The sequence below is a fragment of the Mucilaginibacter sp. 21P genome (assembly GCF_019331605.1).
Lineage (GTDB): Bacteria > Bacteroidota > Bacteroidia > Sphingobacteriales > Sphingobacteriaceae > Mucilaginibacter > Mucilaginibacter achroorhodeus.
Map to the genome: position 1 here is coordinate 2,436,681 of NZ_CP063061.1, position 16,244 is coordinate 2,452,924.

The following is a 16,244-nucleotide window of genomic DNA, read 5'->3' on the forward strand; positions in this document are numbered from 1 at the left end:
AAATGAGGTTGAAAACAGATTACTGTTATGCATATTTCACTTGTCGCTGACTTGCGCCATCTGCTGACATCTGACCGACAAGGTCAATCTTGTTGCAGTTAGAGAGCGCAGGCGGATAGAAACCAATCGTTTTGTTTTGATACATTACTCAGAGCTGTTGCTAAACGTCAATTAGCTTTACGATTAAACCTATACAGCCATTTTGGTAATCTTCTGCAAAACCAATAAAAATATAAAAATAAATTCCAAACACCTGCTGTTAGTCAAAGGATTAAATCGTGTCGAGAAATTTGCTCTTTTGATAGAAGAACAAAGTGAAAATAATGCTAAGTTAGCCAATCGACGAAATAGGTAGGTTTTATCACCACGAATATGGAAGCTTGATTATCCAACCACTGTCCAAAAGTTTGCCGCAAGGGCAAATTTGGATCGGGAACTTATTTACAATTATTTTGGAGGATTTGAAGGATTGATCAAGGTATATTTGAACAGCAGGGACTATTGGACAGTCAGCCCGGAAGAAAAAGATGTCCTGATCGCGCAAAGCAAAGCGGATTTCGGCAAAAAAACAGTGAATGAACTTATCGATCAGCAGTTCGATTCTTTGATGTCAAATGAAGAAATGCGAAAAATCATCAACTGGGGACCATCTGAAAATCGTATTCCACTCCAAGACCTGGACATGGAACGCGAAGCGCTTGGTGATGAATTATTCAGGGCACTGATCGATGATCACTTTGAAGGTAAAGGCAAAAACCCCCGCGCGGAGATAGGAATTGCTATCAGTAGCATTTACTACCTGACGCTACAGGCTAGAATGAACGTTGCAACCATGTGTGGGATCGACATCAATACGGAAAAGGGTGCGTCCGAAATCAAAAATGCGCTGAAGCAAATTATCGAATGGGTTTATGAATGATCTTGTCTCAACCGTTAAAATAGCATACCTGATCCAAAGTCACCGATAAGCCGTATACTGTTAATCTTCTAAAGCCGATTTAAAGCCTGTATGCGGTAAAGATGGTAATATGAGACTTCTACAACTCAAAATATCTCTGGATTTAGCGGCTTAGTGCTACCAGTTTCTCGGCTACCCTTTGCAAGATTTCCATTGGGATTTCAGCCGTATCCGCCGTATTCAACGCACGATATCCACCTTCCTCGTCTGGCTCAAAAACGACCATCGTTTCCGCTATCAATACCGAGATCCGGTGCGTATAGCCCCAACGTTCGAACCGCGCTTTATATTCCTGTTCTGCGCCTTGCCAGGTAACCGTAATGAGAAACGGCCCGTTCATCGAATTTTGATGTTTCCAGGATCGCTTACAACAATCTCAGGTTTACCTTTATAATTGACAACATCCCCGGTTACCGTTATGGTCTTATCAGCCAATTGGAGGCCTAATGCTTTAGCTTTACCTTTCAGGGCAAGTGTCAGTAACTGATTGGGGTAAGCCCCGCCCAAATTCACCAACACCATACTGCCGATATCCTTTAAACTATAGACCTTGCCGCTGGTACTAATGCGCTGGCCAACAAAGCCTGCAATGTTTTTTAAAGCAATATTTCTATCAGCTACAGCTTGGGTTGCATTATTCTCGGCCGGTATCGTCAGGTCTGCAGCTGGCGGATTTGCATTATTCAATAGCTTGTTCAGTTCCCCCGCAAGTCGTATTCCCGCCTGTACAATCCGGTGATGGACGACCTGAATGTATTTTTGATAATAAGCATCATTGATCGTTTTCCCTGATTTTGTTAGGGTGTACAGCTCAGCGCTGATCTGATAGCTTTCCCAAAGCCATTCCACCGGGCTGTCGGACTGCCATTTCCTGATCTCTGCTGCAGTTGCGTTATCGTACCGTTTCAAGATCTCCTGCTCCGTCAAGCCTTCGTGTTCGATCAATTTGCTGTCCCACAAGCTGTGCAGGTTCGTCCCCTTGTCGTCGTAGCGTACTTGTATGGTATTTCCGCCCTTGTCCTCTTTCCGACTGACATGCATCGGTTGGTGCGCATCCCCGATAAGGTGGATCAGGTATTTCAATGCCTCATTTTTTGCGTTAGCAGGAACATTTTTGTCCTTTATACTGGCTTCTGTTTTTAGGATGGCGGTGTAAACATTGTCATCACTTTCTATGACCGCCTTCACAAAAGCATCATGATCCAGGCCTGAAGGCAAATTCAGATAGTGCCAGGATGCTGTTTTAGGATCTCGGTGCTCATCTGCCCAGGTGGCAACGTCTGACATAACATCTCCCTTCAGGTATGCGGAAACCACATAGGCCGTATTACTGGACAAATGCTTTTGAGCGATCATGGCAATGGCACGATGGCCTATGTATCCCCAGGAGGCCAGGGTCAAGATGCCGGATATGGCGGCGATAAATAACAAACTTCTCTTCATTTTAAAAAAAATTGATCTGCGAGAGGTAGGGAGCCAGTTGTTGAGTCGCTGTAAAAGAACGCAGGTCCGCGATTTTATTAGTTTTCCGGTCATAATAAACTTCGACATAAAAACCTGTGAGCGCGTATAACTGGACCACCATCCCTTCGGCCTCACGGTCTGCCAGGAACGTGCCAAGCCATACAGCCTCGGCCTTTTCCGGTAAATCGAGTGCGTTGAATTCAAGCTGGGTCATGGACTGCAAAGTAATTGAAATCGCTCCTGAATTTCAAATTTATCCTTCGACGCCGGAGCTGCGAAGATGAACGATGATTCATTTCAAGACTTTCAAACTCACCTTCGCTACATTTTTCAGCAACTCATCATACAAGCTCTCATGCACCAAATAGAAACCCTCTACTTCAAATTTTGACCTCCTGAAAAAGGATTACTCATTTCGTATGGCCTGTACTCAGCAATGGTGTTTTCACACCGCTCCTCAGCGTCGCTCCTGCTTTTGTAGACGACTGTTTTATTTTGTGTAGAGTTGATGATTTGCTTATCCTGGCAAATAATGAACACTTGCCTGAAGCGATACTTCTTTCCCATAAATCCAGTATCAATCAAACTTAAATGCTTGCATTGCCGGAGGACAGAGGCTGGATGTGCGCGGTATACGTTTAACATAAAATTCGGTATCCAGCAACGAGGTGAAAAAAAAATCGACGGCACGATTGAACTCCTCCAAACTCACATCTGCGACAGGCTTGTCCTGACTATCTAAAGCTTCAAACAGGTAACTACAGGTTTGCACAAAACTGCCATCTTCCTTATAGACGGAAGCCTCAAGTAGCGCCGTGCTGCAATCTTGCGTCAACTTCACATTTTTCCTCACCCTCATCTTGAACGGCCTGCTGAAGTTTTCTATCGTAGTCCCTTCAGCAGATAATTGCACCTTGTAGTCACTCATGTTTGTAAGATTAAGCACGACGAATTTATGCTAATATTTTTAGTAATCGCAAATGTCGGGGCACTTTATTTTTCAATCGCGAAAACGATCTGTGACATAACAACTTGTTGAGAGATCGAGGTAAGCGCTGCGTTACTTTGAATATTTATCGCTAGTAGGCTATTTCAATTCGTATCAAAAAAGAAATTCAACACACACGCTCAATAGTATAAGCATTTCATTATCCGCACCCCCGGAAAAGCCGCCATCATCTACATTTGGCACCTCGCGTACTGGCGTAAGATCAGCTAATTTTCAGCGTGACTTCCAGAAAAAAAGGAAAAAAGCGGCGTTAATAGCAATTGCGACTCGTCAGGACCGATCAACGATACGCTGGTTATGCACAAACTCAACAATCCATTAAGGCGTTTTAACAGACTTATAATGGAAAGTGTCCATAGCTGACCGAAACGGGAAAAATGCTTTCACGATTAAACCTATCCCATCTTGGATTGACAGGCGGGCTAGGCTCTTGCTCATCAGGACCTATCACGGTAAAGGCAATTTTACATGCTTTCAAATTATTTGACTTCAAACTCCTTTGGGAATAAAAAGTCTCTAATCAATATCTATCATTGATTTAAACGGTTATTCGGATTTGTCCGCCACAAAATTTAGGTGGTGATTTTTTGCTCCAGAATTTGAATGCTGCTATCGCTTGGTTTGCGGTGCTGTATTTTTTTATCGTAAGTCGTAAAATGTTGATTTACAGATAGAAATTTGGTTTTTGAAGTTCATTTGAACAGCCTTCTCCTAAAGGGGGTGAAAGGATTTTTTCACCCCCTTTCACTGTTTTAGCGATCCCTGATCAGCTTGCTTTGTCCCCATGAACATCGAAGAGATATCATTCCTGATGCAACATGCTGTTCATCGCGGATCGGCGAAAGCCGTTGACCAATGCGGAGCAATCACCGCGTTGGTCAGCAAGGCTGAAGCCTATCGCATTTATGGCAGGAGCAACGTAGACCGCTGGTTGAAGGAAGGCTTGATTTCTCCGATGAAAAAGCCTGGTGAAAAGTCCAAACTATTTCTTGACCGGAAAAAGCTGGCCGGCATAGCAGCTGCCAGCAACAGGCATACTTATTTGCCGGTGGCAGATAGAAAGCTGTAGGCGCTTGGCTTGCGACGCTCTTTGACGTACGGGGATGAAGCATTATCCTGTTAGCCGCAGGAAATTTTGCGAAGCTGAGATCATATCAATAGAGCGAAAACGCATTGGCAGGCGCAAGCCCGGATCGTAGGATCTGACGCTGGTAATCCCGAAATCTCTGCCGGCAGAAATGAATTCACGGGTTCGTTGCCCGCTGCCGGCACATGGAAATCAATCCCTTTCAGCTCAGACTGATTGCGGAAGCCACGGCAGAGCTTGGCGCACTATCCGCACTTATCCTGACAGGGCAGGTAAAACCCTATCTCAACAGATCAGAAGCTTTTAAAAGGTTTGGCCGCGCAAAAGTTGAAAACTGGGTTCACATGGGTTTGATCTCCGTTCATAAAGACGGCGATCATTCAGCCGCCTGGCGTATCGAACGTTTTAGAGATCGAAATTCTCGCCAGATCCGCTGCCATTTCCAAGCTTTTGTAACTGCAATCATTTTATCAAAAATCAAAATTTTTATCGTATGACAGTACAATCAACAGCAAAGGAACTGAAAGAACAGGCGTCTATTGTCAGTTTTCTGGCCAGTTTGGGTTATCAACCCGTCCGCAGGACGGGCAAAGACAAAATGTATCTCAGCATGCTTCGGGATAATGACACCAGCCCATCATTAAGTGTTAACGATGAATTGGGTGTTTGGTTCGATCACGGCACCGGAAAGGGCGGCACCATTATTGACCTCGGTATGGCTATCTGGACCCAGCTTACATTTGGTGAGGTTGTCCGGAAGATTTATCAAACCTGCAACCTTCCCGTAGCCGGCGAACGCCCGCGACGGCCCCGGGTAGCCGTTAAGGTGCCCAATTATATCGTTATGGAAACCAAGCCGATCGGCGGCAATCCCGTCATTACCGATTATTTACAGCAGCGGAGGGTATTTGAGGCAGGGAGGAATAGCTTACAGGAAGTCTATTATTTCATAAAGGATGAAAAAGGGCTAAAAAAAGATTACTATGCGGCGGGCTGGAAAAACGAAAAGGGGGGATGGGAGGTCCGAAACCGGTACTTTAAAGGCTGCCTGGGCAATAAGGCCATCACTTTCGAGCCCGGACATCCCAAAAATGTAGCCGTATTTGAAGGTTATCTTAATTACCTGAGCTGGAAGACGGAGCATCCGGCCGCTGATCATAGCGTGATCGTATTGAACAGTATCGCCCTACTCCGTCAAGGGATTGCAAAAGCAAAATCCTACTCATCCATTGATATTTATTTTGACCGGGACGCATCGGGTTTCCAAGCAACCAAGGATTTTTGCTTGGCACTCCCTTACGCCATCGATCGTTCATCTGTCTTTGCCGGTTTTAATGACTACAATGACAAACTAACGGCTTCCATGCGTCCGGAATGCCTGTCAGCCTCCGCGTCGCCCTCCAGGAGCAAAAACTTTGGCCGTTAACACGCATTTGCGCATTGCATTGTCTAAAGTATGGTTTGATTTTGAGACGGCAAGATGTCTTTTTGTCCGACAAAAAGGATCTTGCCCTCGCCCTCGAGGGGAATGGAAAACATCGCAACTCGTTTTTTCAGGAGGAGAGTGAAATGCCAAAGGGAAGGCCTCGGATAGACGTTGGAAAACGAAGCAAGAAGTTCGACGTCAGGTTCACTGAAGATGAATACAAAACGATCCTCTCCCTGGAAAAGGCGCTGGGGATCAGTAAAACTGAGCTGGTCCGTAAGCGAACCTTGGACAAGGCGGCAATAACCCTTGTCAACGCCAAAGAGCTGATCGTCAGTCTTGACCATATTTTTGCAGAAATGGGCAGGATTGGCAATAACATTAACCAATTAGCCAAACATGTCAACACCCTGAAATTGCGAGGGGCTTTGTCACCGCTGGTCGTTGCGCAATTCGATGCACGCCTTGACCTATACATCCAAATTCAGCAGCAGCTTGAAGTATCGCTGAGAAAGGTGATCCGGTTGATCGGAAAATCCTGATTGTGTTATACAGCTATTCAGTTATAGCTATATGTTGATATAGTGGTAGACAGTTACACCGGTGTCTCGTTATCGCGTTATAAAGTTACGAATTTATGTCGTTATGTGGTTACAACGCTAGCCAGCTAGTTAGTTACATCGACAGGCGATTATAAAGCTAGCCGTTTACCAAGCTACTCATTTACAAGGGTATACCGCTACTCGGTTAGCCATTTCTACAGATCGGTAGCTATTCAAGTCTTCAGTTATATCCATGATCGTTAAAATCCTGTCCTCCTCGGCGAAGTTCAGCGGTGTGGTCTATAATACTAACAAGGTCGACCTGAATAAGGGCGAACTGATGCGGGTTGCCAATTTCGGTGCGCTCCAGGCGCTGTGCAGGTTAAGGCCGCAGGATTACATCAATTACCTGCAAATGATCGCTGCTCAGAATACACGCGTAAAAAAACCACAGTTCCATGCGGTGCTTTCAGCTAAAGGGAAGATGTATTCCGAACGAGAGTTGACTGATGTTGCCGTCGCCTGGCTGGAAAAAATGGGTTATAGCCAGCAGCCATACCTGATCGTTTATCATAAGGACACAGACAATAACCATGTGCATGTCGTGTCGGTTAGGGTTGCAAAGGATGGCAAAAAGATCAACAGCGCATATGAAAAACTAAGAGCGATAGGCAACCTGAAAGAAGTATTGAGCGTCGAAAAAGCATTAGCCTATACCTTTAGTACCCGCGCACAATTCTTTATGGTCATGGAAAGCCTCGACCTTCCCTGTAAAGAAGTTGACGAAAAAGTATTGGCGGACAAGTTGGGGCATTACGAAAAGCCAACGATTAGAATCGCGGAGCTGCGTGAACTATTAAGGGTGGTTAAAGACCATTCCGACTTTAAGAATTACCTGAAGCATGTCCATCACATTGAATTGATATTTCACTCGTCTGAAGGTAAACAACCCTATGGATATTCGATCATCGACCATGATCATAAACTCGTACTCAAAGGTAGCGAGGTCATGTCGCTCAAAGAGTTACTCGCTGAACGTTCTGCGGAACAAGTTGCAATCATCATTCCCCATAACGAAATAGAAGAGAAGCCTTATGTTGCATCTATAAAGCCCGTATGGATCGCTGATGACGTTGACGACCAGCAGATACATGGGATGCGCCGCAGGCGACAAAAGAAAGCAAGAACTAATACGCGTTAAAACTTACCATTATGATCATCATTATCGGAAATCAAAAAGGCGGCGCGGGGAAAAGCACCATGACGCTCGTTATGGCCAATTACCTCACGCAGGCAAAGAACTGCCCTGTGACCGTCATCGATATGGACTACCAGCAATCCATATCTCAAAAATATGAGAAAGCAAAAATCCTGGAAAATAAAGAACCTTACGAGGTGCTCCCAGCAACGCTGGAAACTTTCCCGGTATTGAAAGAAGTGCTGATGAAGAACTCAAAGGACGTTGTGCTCATCGACCTGCCCGGCAAACTGGATGACGATGGTTTACTTGCAGTATTTACCGCCGCGGACCTTTTCATATGCCCATTTGCCTATGACGAATTCACTTTTGAATCGACGATCCTGTTTACTGTCGTCCTTCGTAAAGTAAATCCTAAGATCAAAATGGTCTTCATTCCAAACAGGATAAAAGCGAATGCGAAATTTGAGATCATGCAGGAAGTGAACGCTCAGCTGTCAAAATTCGGGGTCATTACAGCGGTCTTGCCTGACCGCATAGACTTTCAGCGCACCAACACTTTTCAAACGCCTGTTTCTCTTTACCCGATAATCATACCTGTATTCGAAAAAATCTATGCTGATCATCTTTATGGAAAACATGAAATCGCTGGCTGACCAGCTTAGGCAGGAGTTGACAAAACCTACCAATAAACAAACAAGAAAACAGCGGAAAGTTGAAAAGAAATCCGAAGCCGCCATACTCGACGCAATACTAGCTTATGATACGAGTATCAATAAAAGCATGGTCCATGTACGGTTCGATGAAAAAACCGTCCGGATAATGAACCAGTTTAAAATGGCGACGAGCGTGGATGTATCGAAATTAGTGGCCTTTGCTGTTAAGCACCTGTTCGATACCCAACCGGAAATAAAAACAATTATTAAACACTTTATTCAAAACAATGACTTATGACCTGGTTCAAATTTCTATTCTGGATAAGCGGTCTGTATACTGCGTATTATCTGGTTCTCATTGCCTGGGATCACCTCCGCAGCGGCAGGAAGCTTAAAGGTGAGGAAACGAATGAATTGACATTTTCAGAAGAAGTAAGCGCCGCTTCCTTGGTTCCGGAATTAACGATGGCTGATGTCTTATCGCCCATATACGCCAGCGGCGGCGTATCGCTTAAAGGCTTGTTCAACCTCTGCCGGGATGAAGCGTTTGAGTATATCAAGCAGGTAAGCTATTGAAAAAAACGCTTTTAGTTCTGGCTTGTTGCTTTGCCACCTGTTCGATTTTGGCTCAGCCTGGAATTTCAGAAATGCAGCAGGCCCAGCAGGACTTAAGGTCTGCATTTTTTTCAGCGTTCGATTGCTCCTTGGTGGTTGCCGTGATCCTTGGGACTATCGGTGCATTGCGAGTCTACAAGAACGCACAAATGGGTAAGGACCGGTTCTCAGCTGATGTCGCTGCCTGGTTCTTTGCCGCAATTTTCATAACGCTTGCCGGTGTTTTCCTTCGCGCCATGTTTGGCATTTAACCGCAAGCAACTAAAGCATCCATCTGCAGGGTGTATCGCTTAGGGCGTATTTCGTGATCTGAACGCCTGTTTCTATACCGGCCAATTCTCTATGGGCTTTAAAAGATCACTGCCTCGATTTTTTTTCTCCTTTTTAATGCTTAACAAAACAAAAAAACTATGGGCATCAGCCGTGCTGTTGGCCTTATCTGTACCTGTGTTCGCACAAAGTGGTGTTAACGGCTTGAATACCGCGACCACAACCTTAAAGACTTATGTCGCACCCGTAACCAATATTACCCTGGTGATCGGTGGGATTGTTGGTATCGTTGGCGCGATCCGGGTGTATTCCAAATGGAACTCCGGAGATCAGGATATCAACAAAGAACTGATGGGTTGGGGAGGCTCATGTGTCTTCCTGGTGGTTTCTGCTTTGGTAATCAAGGCTTTTTTCGGTTTGTAAATGGCCAGGAAATTTCCGGTTTATAAGGGGCTCCAGAAGCCCCTTATTTTCAAAGGCTTTAAAGGCAAATATATCTATTGGGGTATTGCTTCCTTGCTGATCGGACTGATAGCAGGCGCGCTTGTCATGTCCCTGATGAATATGTGGCTTGGCGCTTTCGTGCTTGTAGGCTGCATTACCGGTGGCCTTTTTTATACTGCATTGCGCCAAAAGGGTGGCCTTCATACCAAAAGCCGCAACACGAATATTTTAATTCTAAACCACTATGGCCGTAAAAAACTTATTTGACGTTCCTTACGCCGGGGTAGATAGGAACGGTGATTATGACCTGCTCATTGGACTGACGGGCGAATACTCGCTGATTATAGAGGTCGCCAATCCGGTGATCCGATACGCAGCTGACCCATCAGGTTACGAAGCGTTTCATTACCTGTTGATCAATATCGTAAAGATTCTGGGCGAAGGCCATCTGTTACAAAAGCACGATATCATCAGCCGTTCCAAGTATCATGCTCCAGGTACCGGCGAGTATCTTCAACAACACTATAATGCTCACTTCGAAGGCCGTGAATGCCTGCAGGTGTCGACCTACCTGACCATTACCAAGCAGATCAAAAAAGGTAATTTTTACACCTATGATGCTAAAGGCTTACAGGACTTTTTACAGGCTGTTGGGAAGGTCTTGGATGTGTTGCCCGGCGCAAAAGCCTTGAGAGAAGCGGATATCAACCGGTTGTTGCTTCGTATGCTGAGTATGGAATTCAAAGGCGATCATTTTAGCCTGAATAACCTTTCGCCTACGACAACGGAAGTGAATATGGGTGATCGAGCTTGCCGGAGCATCAGCCTGGTCAATATCGATAGCATTGACCTGCCCCCAGAGGTAGCCACCCATATTGAACTTAATGACAGGGATAGCCTGAGGGGCTTTCCAGTCGATTTAATGTCCTTTTTATTTCGTGTACCCGACTGCCATGCGATTGTCTATCACCAGGTGCTGGAAATCCCAAACCAGGTGATGACCCTGCGCAAATTGCAGCAAAAGAAGAAGCGTCATGCGGGTATCCCTGATCCGGCTAACCAGATCTGCGTCGAGGATATCGATCAGTTGTTGACCGATGTGGCCAGAGAAAACCAGTTGCTGGTAAATGCCCACTTCAATATTATGATCTGTGCAGCGCAGAAAACGCTTCCCAAGGCCGCCAATTTTGTCGAGCGCTCACTTTTTCAGTCAGGTATCATTCCCAGCAAGAACGCTTATAATCAACTTGAACTATTCCGTTCCGCATTGCCTGGAAACGCTACGGAACTGAAAGTTTACGATTGGTTCCTGACTACCTGCGACGCTGCTGTTTGCTTCTTTTTTAAAGAGACGCTCCCGCATGATGAACCTTCAGACTTTCTACTGCGCTTCACAGACAGGCAAGGAATTCCCATAGGGATCGATCCTGCTGATCTGCCTATGCGCAGCGGTCGCATTAATAATCGGAATAAGTTTGTGCTTGGTCCGAGCGGCTCGGGAAAAAGCTTCTTTATGAACGCGCTCATCGAACAGTATATGCTGTATAACATGGATATGGTCATCGTCGACACCGGCCATTCCTATTCTGGTCTTTGCGCTTACTATAACGGTAAATACATCACTTATACCGACGCTTCACCGATCACCATGAACCCGTTCAAAATAACGGAGCAAGAGTATAACATCGAAAAAAAAGATTTCCTGTGCACACTCATCGGGGTAGCCTGGAAAGGTGCTGACGGCACCATGACTGCGGTAGAACGGGACGTTATTTCCAATGTGGTATCTGCCTATTATGCGGAAAACTTCCCGGTTAACGGCGTGCTGAAGTTTGACACTTTTTATGATTTCGCGCTCCTCAAAATACCGGAGATCAAGCAGGAAGAGAAGATCGTCTTTGACTTTGACGAGTTCCGGTACGTGCTCAAAAAATTTTATAAAGGTGGTGAGTTCGCAACGATGCTCAATAAAGAAACGGATAAATCTTTGTTCACCGAACGGTTCATTGTTTACGAGATAGATTCGATCAAAGAGCACAAAATTCTTTTCCCGCTGGTCACCCTCAACATCATGGATGTATTTATTCAGAAGATGCGTTACCGTTCGGATCGACGCAAAGCACTGGTGGTCGAAGAAGCCTGGAAGGCCATAGCAAGCCCGCTGATGGCAGGTTATCTGCTGTATCTATATAAAACCGTACGGAAGTTTTGGGGAGAAGCAATTGTCGTTACGCAGGAACTGGGCGACATCATCGGCAACAGTGTTGTTAAGGATAGTATCGTGAATAACTCCGACACGATATGCTTGCTCGATCAAACCAAATTCAGGGATAATTATAATGACATCGCAGCGTTGCTGGCCATCAGCGAAACAGAACGCCGAAAGATCTTTACCATCAATCAGCTCGATAATGCGGAGAATCGCGGCCGTTTCAAAGAGGTATATATCCGACGCGGATCGACCGGCGAGGTTTACGGCGTAGAGGTATCGCTTCACCAATATCTTACCTATACAACGGAGAAGCCCGAAAAATCTGCGGTCGAAAAATACATTGCCAGGCACGGTAGCTACGCCTTGGGCTTAGACGCCTTTGTGAGTGACTTCAAATCAAGCGGTAAAACCTTGCCTGCTTTCATTAATCAAGTAAATCAATCGTAACATGAAGAAGCTATTATTCACCATGCTGGGTTGCCTACTGTTTGCCCCAACCCAGGCGCAGGAAATTGTCATTGACCCATTGGTTTCCGGTGCTATTGCAGTCAATGCGTCAACTATTAACGGCCAGTTAAATACAACGATTGATAAATTAAATCTTATCCAGAAAGGTCAGTTGGCGGTAAGCGGGCAGCTCGTTATTGTCAATAACCTGCAGAACAAAATTTATGAGGGATTAAGCCAGGTCGCCTCCGTTATCAACAACCTGACCACGATACGGGAGATCGCTGAATGCGGATCAGACATTGTTTCTGATGTTCAAAGCTCCGTTAAGCTGGCTGCTTCTGATCCCATATTGCTACTGTTTGCTGAACAAGGAGCCCGTGATTTCCAGACGCGAGCCACACTATTAGCCGCAGATGTCAGCGCTTTTGTCCTGAAAGGCGGTACGAATAACCTGATGGATTCGGGTGAACGGGGAAAGTTGCTGAATCATATCGCTACAGAAATGCGCATCCTTTGCGGGATTGCCTACGGCATGAACCGGGCAATGTACTGGGCCAAGATGGAAGGCATTTTCCATGCGCTTAATCCCTGGGCCGAATGGCAGAATCAGGATGTCCGTATCGCAACCGAAGTTTTAAATAACGCCAAATACCTGAAGCCATGAAGCAGTTGATCATGCTATTATTACTTTTCGGCTTAAATGCAGCTGCATTCGCCCAGCAAAAGACGCTCGATATTGTCGGCATACACCAGCTGGTATCCGAATCGCAAGCCGAAAATAAATTGCAGGTCAAGGCCAGGGATCAGCAGGCAGCCGTCGATGCCAATGAGCAAGCCAACCTTAACCTGCTGGATAAACTAAAAAAGACCTACCGCGAATTACAACAACGCTACAATGCACTTGGCACGGCGATCAATTTGGCCGATATCGGAATTTTAGCCAGCCCGATGGTCAGTCGTATCGTGAGTAACCAGGCGCAGATCATTCAGCTGGCACAAAAGAATCCGGCGCTGATCGCCATCGGTTACCAATCAGAATTACAATTTATCACACAGGCGAAGGACCTGATGGGTTATGTGGCCGGTTTGACGCTGTCACTAGGCGATGTGAACCAGATGAAAGCTTCTGATCGCAAAATACTCTTTGACTATGTGCTGGCAGAATTAAGTAACATCCAAAATCTTTCCGGTAACATGTTGAACCTGATGCAGTATTCCAACCTTGCTGCTTTACTGAAGGCAGCCAATCCTTTTCAAAACTTTATCGATGCGGATATTTCCATTGGTAAGGACATTATACAAAACGCTAAATACCTGAAAAAATGAGATGGATCGTTTTATGCTTACTGCTCTGTGCTCATATTGTTGAAGCACAGCAATACGTCGTCGACCCCTGGCATTTTGCCGCAGTTACTGGGAACGCAGCTGTAAGAAGCAGCGCCGAAGCGACCCATAACCAGTACCTGGGTAAGATCAATAACAACATCAATGATCTTAACACCAATGTAGGTTCTGTGGTTGTCGCGCAAACCATGATCTATAACTCCCTGTCGAATGTTAACTCCGCACTTAAGGATGGACTGGCTGTTAAAAATATCGCGGTCATCGTAGCCGACATGACAAGCTACATTCAGCAGGCATTGGCATTGGCCCGGTCGTCCCCGGAGTTGCTGCTTTTTGCAGGCAACATCAGCTCGCAGATGAGGACGCGCGCCACCATGCTGGCCGCTGATGTATCGGGCTTTATCTTAAAAGGAGGTGATCATATGCTCGCGGATTATAACGCGCGTGATGAGCTGCTGCGCAAGGTCGTTCAGCAACTTCAGATTTTGGACGGTTTGGCGTACGGCGCCTGGCGCGCCATGTATTGGGCTAAAGAACGTGGCGTCATCAATTCCTTAAATCCCTTTGCTGCCTATATCAACCAAGACAAAATTTTTGTCAATCGGATCATTCAAAACGCTAAATACTTAAAACAATGAAAAACATGATCATATGGCCAATGCTGCTTTTGCACTGGCTATGCGCTTCTGCACAATCTGTTGTGCAGGATCAGAGTATCCGTTACCAGCAGGAACGCATGGTGTACCTGCAATGGGATCAGAACAAATTCACACCCAAGGCTGGCTTCCTCAATCTTAATCCATACTACTGGCTGACCTGGGGATTATTTTATCCCAACTACCATAGGAAAGACCTCCGGCCGCTAAGTGCTACCGGTCCTCAGACACAACGTTTGGCTTTGGTCGGCGCACTAAGCAACACGGATAATCATTACAAATTAAAATCCGATACGGTTCGCAATACTGCCGCCTCGGAAATTGCCAACCAGTCCGGGCTGCTCAGCGATGCCGACCCTTTGTGGTTGCTGTATTACAAAAACCAGCTCTCGCCGGTACTGAATAATTCTGCTGAGCGTATGCTGGCGGGTTTATCGCCGGCAGTTTCGGCAAAAATGGTTTCGGAAGCCTTATACAACTGGTACAAAAATGAACTCGATATGCTTAAAGAGCGGATCAATGCGGCGCACGCTTCGGACATGGATCGGGGTGCCCGTATAATGGCCTATCATCGGTACCTGATGGAATACAAACGCCTTTCCGGTGTATGGGCGATCAGAACCGCTTCAGCAGCAGCTACTTTAGATATGGCTGCCCAGCAGAAACGGCTGAGCACTAATATGGTGAACGTGACAAATTGGACACCGCATTGGGATATTGATATTGCTAACCAGGTCTTAAAGCATGTACAATGAAAAAATGGATCACTTTAATCGCACTGCTTTGCTTAGGGGCACCAGCAGTGATCGCCCAAACGACCGCACCGGACAATACCAAAACACTCGAATTGCTGCAGGGCGATGGTGTTTACGAATACGGTGTTATGTATTTTCTGAAAGGCCTAAAGGATTCGGTCTGGACCCATTTTGATCTGTTCATTACGGATGCAAAAGCTTTGGCCGCCATTTTTATGATCATTTTTTTTGCCATCAAAAGCTACGAAATGATGGTTGGAGACAAACAACTGGAGATTATGCCACTGATGCGTCCATTCGGATTAGCCATGGTTATTCTCTGGTGGGGAACCTTTGTTAAAGTCCTGGCTTTTCCCACGGACCTCGTCGCAAACCAAACGGAACAAATGTTTGACAGTCAGCAAAAGACGGTCGACAATCTTCGGATCAACCGGTCTAAACTGATGCTGGCCGTTGCGAACTCACTTTATACTTACCAGGCCCAAACGCAAGTAGCCGAAAAGGAAAGTGATACCTGGTATGGTCAGGCTTGGGATGAAGTAACCAGCACCGTAAAGCAAGGCATCAGTAGCGTGGTATCGCCGCTGCTCGAATTAAAGAACCGGCTGGAGGTAGGCATGCAATTGTTGTTCACGCAAATGCTGGAATTGATAGGGATCTGGATTTTACGGATCGCGACCTACGTGATTTTCATCATTCAAATCATTTATTCCACCATACTGATCATACTGGGTCCGTTTGCTGTAGCGGTCAGTATTCTGCCAGCCTTCAGGGACAGTTTCAGCACCTGGATCGCACGATTTATTTCGGTCAATCTTTATAGCGGAATAGCTTATCTGATCATGTACCTAACGGGACTGATGCAGGAATACGCAATGACATCAGAAATAAGTAAATATCAAGAGCTCGTTGGTCAGGATGGTCTGAATGCGGATCTGACAAAAATGGCAGTCTTTGCAGGAAACGGCATACTATCGTTCGGAACGGTGATCATCGTCTTTATTGTTGGTGCCATATGTATGTTTACGGTACCGAGTATTTCTACCTGGATCATCTCGACTTCGGGCATCAGTTCGGCTACTTCTACTTTCGGAAGAAGTGCTGGGTTAGTGGCTGCCGGTGCGCGCCGCGCTGCTGGTCGTTTTATCTAATCCATTT

The 16,244-nt window shown here is 45.8% G+C and carries 22 protein-coding genes; 18 read left to right on the plus strand and 4 right to left on the minus strand.

The genetic code is table 11. The features are described from left to right. The first annotated feature begins 424 nt into the window (after positions 1 to 424). A complete protein-coding gene (locus tag INP83_RS11075; protein WP_219123971.1) occupies positions 425 to 919 on the plus strand; it encodes a TetR/AcrR family transcriptional regulator in 495 nt (164 codons plus the stop codon). Positions 920 to 1,061: 142 nt separating this feature from the next. Here INP83_RS11075 and INP83_RS11080 read toward each other — a convergent pair whose 3' ends face one another. From INP83_RS11080 to INP83_RS11095, 4 genes are all read right to left on the minus strand, one after another. Then, entirely contained in the window at positions 1,062 to 1,298 is a 237-nt protein-coding gene (locus INP83_RS11080) for a hypothetical protein (protein ID WP_219123973.1), read from the minus strand. Next, complete coding sequence (locus INP83_RS11085) at positions 1,295 to 2,401, minus strand: S1/P1 nuclease (RefSeq protein ID WP_219123975.1); 1,107 nt, start codon at positions 2,399 to 2,401, stop codon at positions 1,295 to 1,297. Before INP83_RS11085 ends, INP83_RS11080 begins: the two co-directional genes overlap by 4 nt. 1 nt (position 2,402) lies before the next feature. Beyond that, complete coding sequence (locus INP83_RS11090; RefSeq protein WP_219123977.1) at positions 2,403 to 2,636, minus strand: hypothetical protein; 234 nt, start codon at positions 2,634 to 2,636, stop codon at positions 2,403 to 2,405. Positions 2,637 to 2,999: 363 nt separating this feature from the next. Next, complete coding sequence (locus tag INP83_RS11095; protein WP_219123979.1) at positions 3,000 to 3,350, minus strand: hypothetical protein; 351 nt, start codon at positions 3,348 to 3,350, stop codon at positions 3,000 to 3,002. An 865-nt stretch (positions 3,351 to 4,215) separates the two neighbouring features. Between INP83_RS11095 and INP83_RS11100 the strand changes: the two genes are divergently transcribed. From INP83_RS11100 to INP83_RS11180, 17 genes are all read left to right on the plus strand, one after another. Then, the gene (locus INP83_RS11100; RefSeq protein WP_219123980.1) at positions 4,216 to 4,500 is read left to right on the plus strand and encodes a hypothetical protein; all 285 of its coding nucleotides are present in this window, start codon (positions 4,216 to 4,218) and stop codon (positions 4,498 to 4,500) included. 203 nt (positions 4,501 to 4,703) lie between these two features. Beyond that, complete coding sequence (locus tag INP83_RS11105) at positions 4,704 to 5,015, plus strand: hypothetical protein (protein WP_255563122.1); 312 nt, start codon at positions 4,704 to 4,706, stop codon at positions 5,013 to 5,015. After that, positions 5,012 to 5,944 (plus strand): hypothetical protein, encoded by a 933-nt coding sequence (locus INP83_RS11110; protein ID WP_219123982.1) that lies wholly within the window; start codon positions 5,012 to 5,014, stop codon positions 5,942 to 5,944. The genes INP83_RS11105 and INP83_RS11110 overlap by 4 nt, the downstream gene beginning before the upstream one ends. A gap of 41 nt (positions 5,945 to 5,985) precedes the next feature. Next, positions 5,986 to 6,486 (plus strand): plasmid mobilization relaxosome protein MobC, encoded by a 501-nt coding sequence (gene mobC / locus INP83_RS11115; RefSeq protein WP_255563123.1) that lies wholly within the window; start codon positions 5,986 to 5,988, stop codon positions 6,484 to 6,486. 295 nt (positions 6,487 to 6,781) lie between these two features. Continuing rightward, entirely contained in the window at positions 6,782 to 7,687 is a 906-nt protein-coding gene (locus INP83_RS11120) for a relaxase/mobilization nuclease domain-containing protein (protein WP_219123983.1), read from the plus strand. Between the two features lie 11 nt (positions 7,688 to 7,698). Further along, complete coding sequence (locus INP83_RS11125; RefSeq protein WP_219123985.1) at positions 7,699 to 8,340, plus strand: ParA family protein; 642 nt, start codon at positions 7,699 to 7,701, stop codon at positions 8,338 to 8,340. After that, positions 8,315 to 8,638, plus strand: coding sequence for a hypothetical protein (locus INP83_RS11130; protein ID WP_219123986.1), 324 nt, complete (start codon positions 8,315 to 8,317; stop codon positions 8,636 to 8,638). Before INP83_RS11125 ends, INP83_RS11130 begins: the two co-directional genes overlap by 26 nt. After that, positions 8,635 to 8,916: a hypothetical protein gene (locus INP83_RS11135; protein WP_219123988.1), complete on the plus strand. Its 282-nt coding sequence runs from the start codon at positions 8,635 to 8,637 to the stop codon at positions 8,914 to 8,916. The genes INP83_RS11130 and INP83_RS11135 overlap by 4 nt, the downstream gene beginning before the upstream one ends. Then, complete coding sequence (locus INP83_RS11140) at positions 8,913 to 9,206, plus strand: DUF4134 family protein (protein WP_255563125.1); 294 nt, start codon at positions 8,913 to 8,915, stop codon at positions 9,204 to 9,206. Before INP83_RS11135 ends, INP83_RS11140 begins: the two co-directional genes overlap by 4 nt. 136 nt (positions 9,207 to 9,342) lie before the next feature. Continuing rightward, positions 9,343 to 9,648 carry a DUF4134 domain-containing protein gene (locus INP83_RS11145; RefSeq protein ID WP_219127650.1) on the plus strand — a complete coding sequence of 102 codons (306 nt, stop codon included), beginning with the start codon at positions 9,343 to 9,345 and terminating at the stop codon, positions 9,646 to 9,648. Then, the gene (locus INP83_RS11150) at positions 9,649 to 9,936 is read left to right on the plus strand and encodes a DUF4133 domain-containing protein (RefSeq protein WP_219123989.1); all 288 of its coding nucleotides are present in this window, start codon (positions 9,649 to 9,651) and stop codon (positions 9,934 to 9,936) included. It abuts the gene before it with no gap. A 94-nt stretch (positions 9,937 to 10,030) separates the two neighbouring features. Beyond that, complete coding sequence (locus INP83_RS11155) at positions 10,031 to 12,328, plus strand: TraG family conjugative transposon ATPase (RefSeq protein ID WP_255563127.1); 2,298 nt, start codon at positions 10,031 to 10,033, stop codon at positions 12,326 to 12,328. Between the two features lies 1 nt (position 12,329). After that, positions 12,330 to 12,995, plus strand: a complete 666-nt coding sequence (locus tag INP83_RS11160) for a hypothetical protein (protein WP_219123992.1) — start codon at positions 12,330 to 12,332, stop codon at positions 12,993 to 12,995. Next, complete coding sequence (locus INP83_RS11165; protein WP_219123994.1) at positions 12,992 to 13,657, plus strand: hypothetical protein; 666 nt, start codon at positions 12,992 to 12,994, stop codon at positions 13,655 to 13,657. Before INP83_RS11160 ends, INP83_RS11165 begins: the two co-directional genes overlap by 4 nt. After that, positions 13,654 to 14,313 carry a hypothetical protein gene (locus INP83_RS11170; RefSeq protein ID WP_219123995.1) on the plus strand — a complete coding sequence of 220 codons (660 nt, stop codon included), beginning with the start codon at positions 13,654 to 13,656 and terminating at the stop codon, positions 14,311 to 14,313. Before INP83_RS11165 ends, INP83_RS11170 begins: the two co-directional genes overlap by 4 nt. Then, positions 14,310 to 15,086: a hypothetical protein gene (locus INP83_RS11175; protein ID WP_219123997.1), complete on the plus strand. Its 777-nt coding sequence runs from the start codon at positions 14,310 to 14,312 to the stop codon at positions 15,084 to 15,086. The genes INP83_RS11170 and INP83_RS11175 overlap by 4 nt, the downstream gene beginning before the upstream one ends. After that, on the plus strand, positions 15,083 to 16,237 hold the full coding sequence (locus INP83_RS11180) for a plasmid transfer protein (RefSeq protein WP_219123999.1): 1,155 nt from the start codon (positions 15,083 to 15,085) through the stop codon (positions 16,235 to 16,237). Before INP83_RS11175 ends, INP83_RS11180 begins: the two co-directional genes overlap by 4 nt. The last annotated feature ends 7 nt before the right edge of the window (positions 16,238 to 16,244 follow it).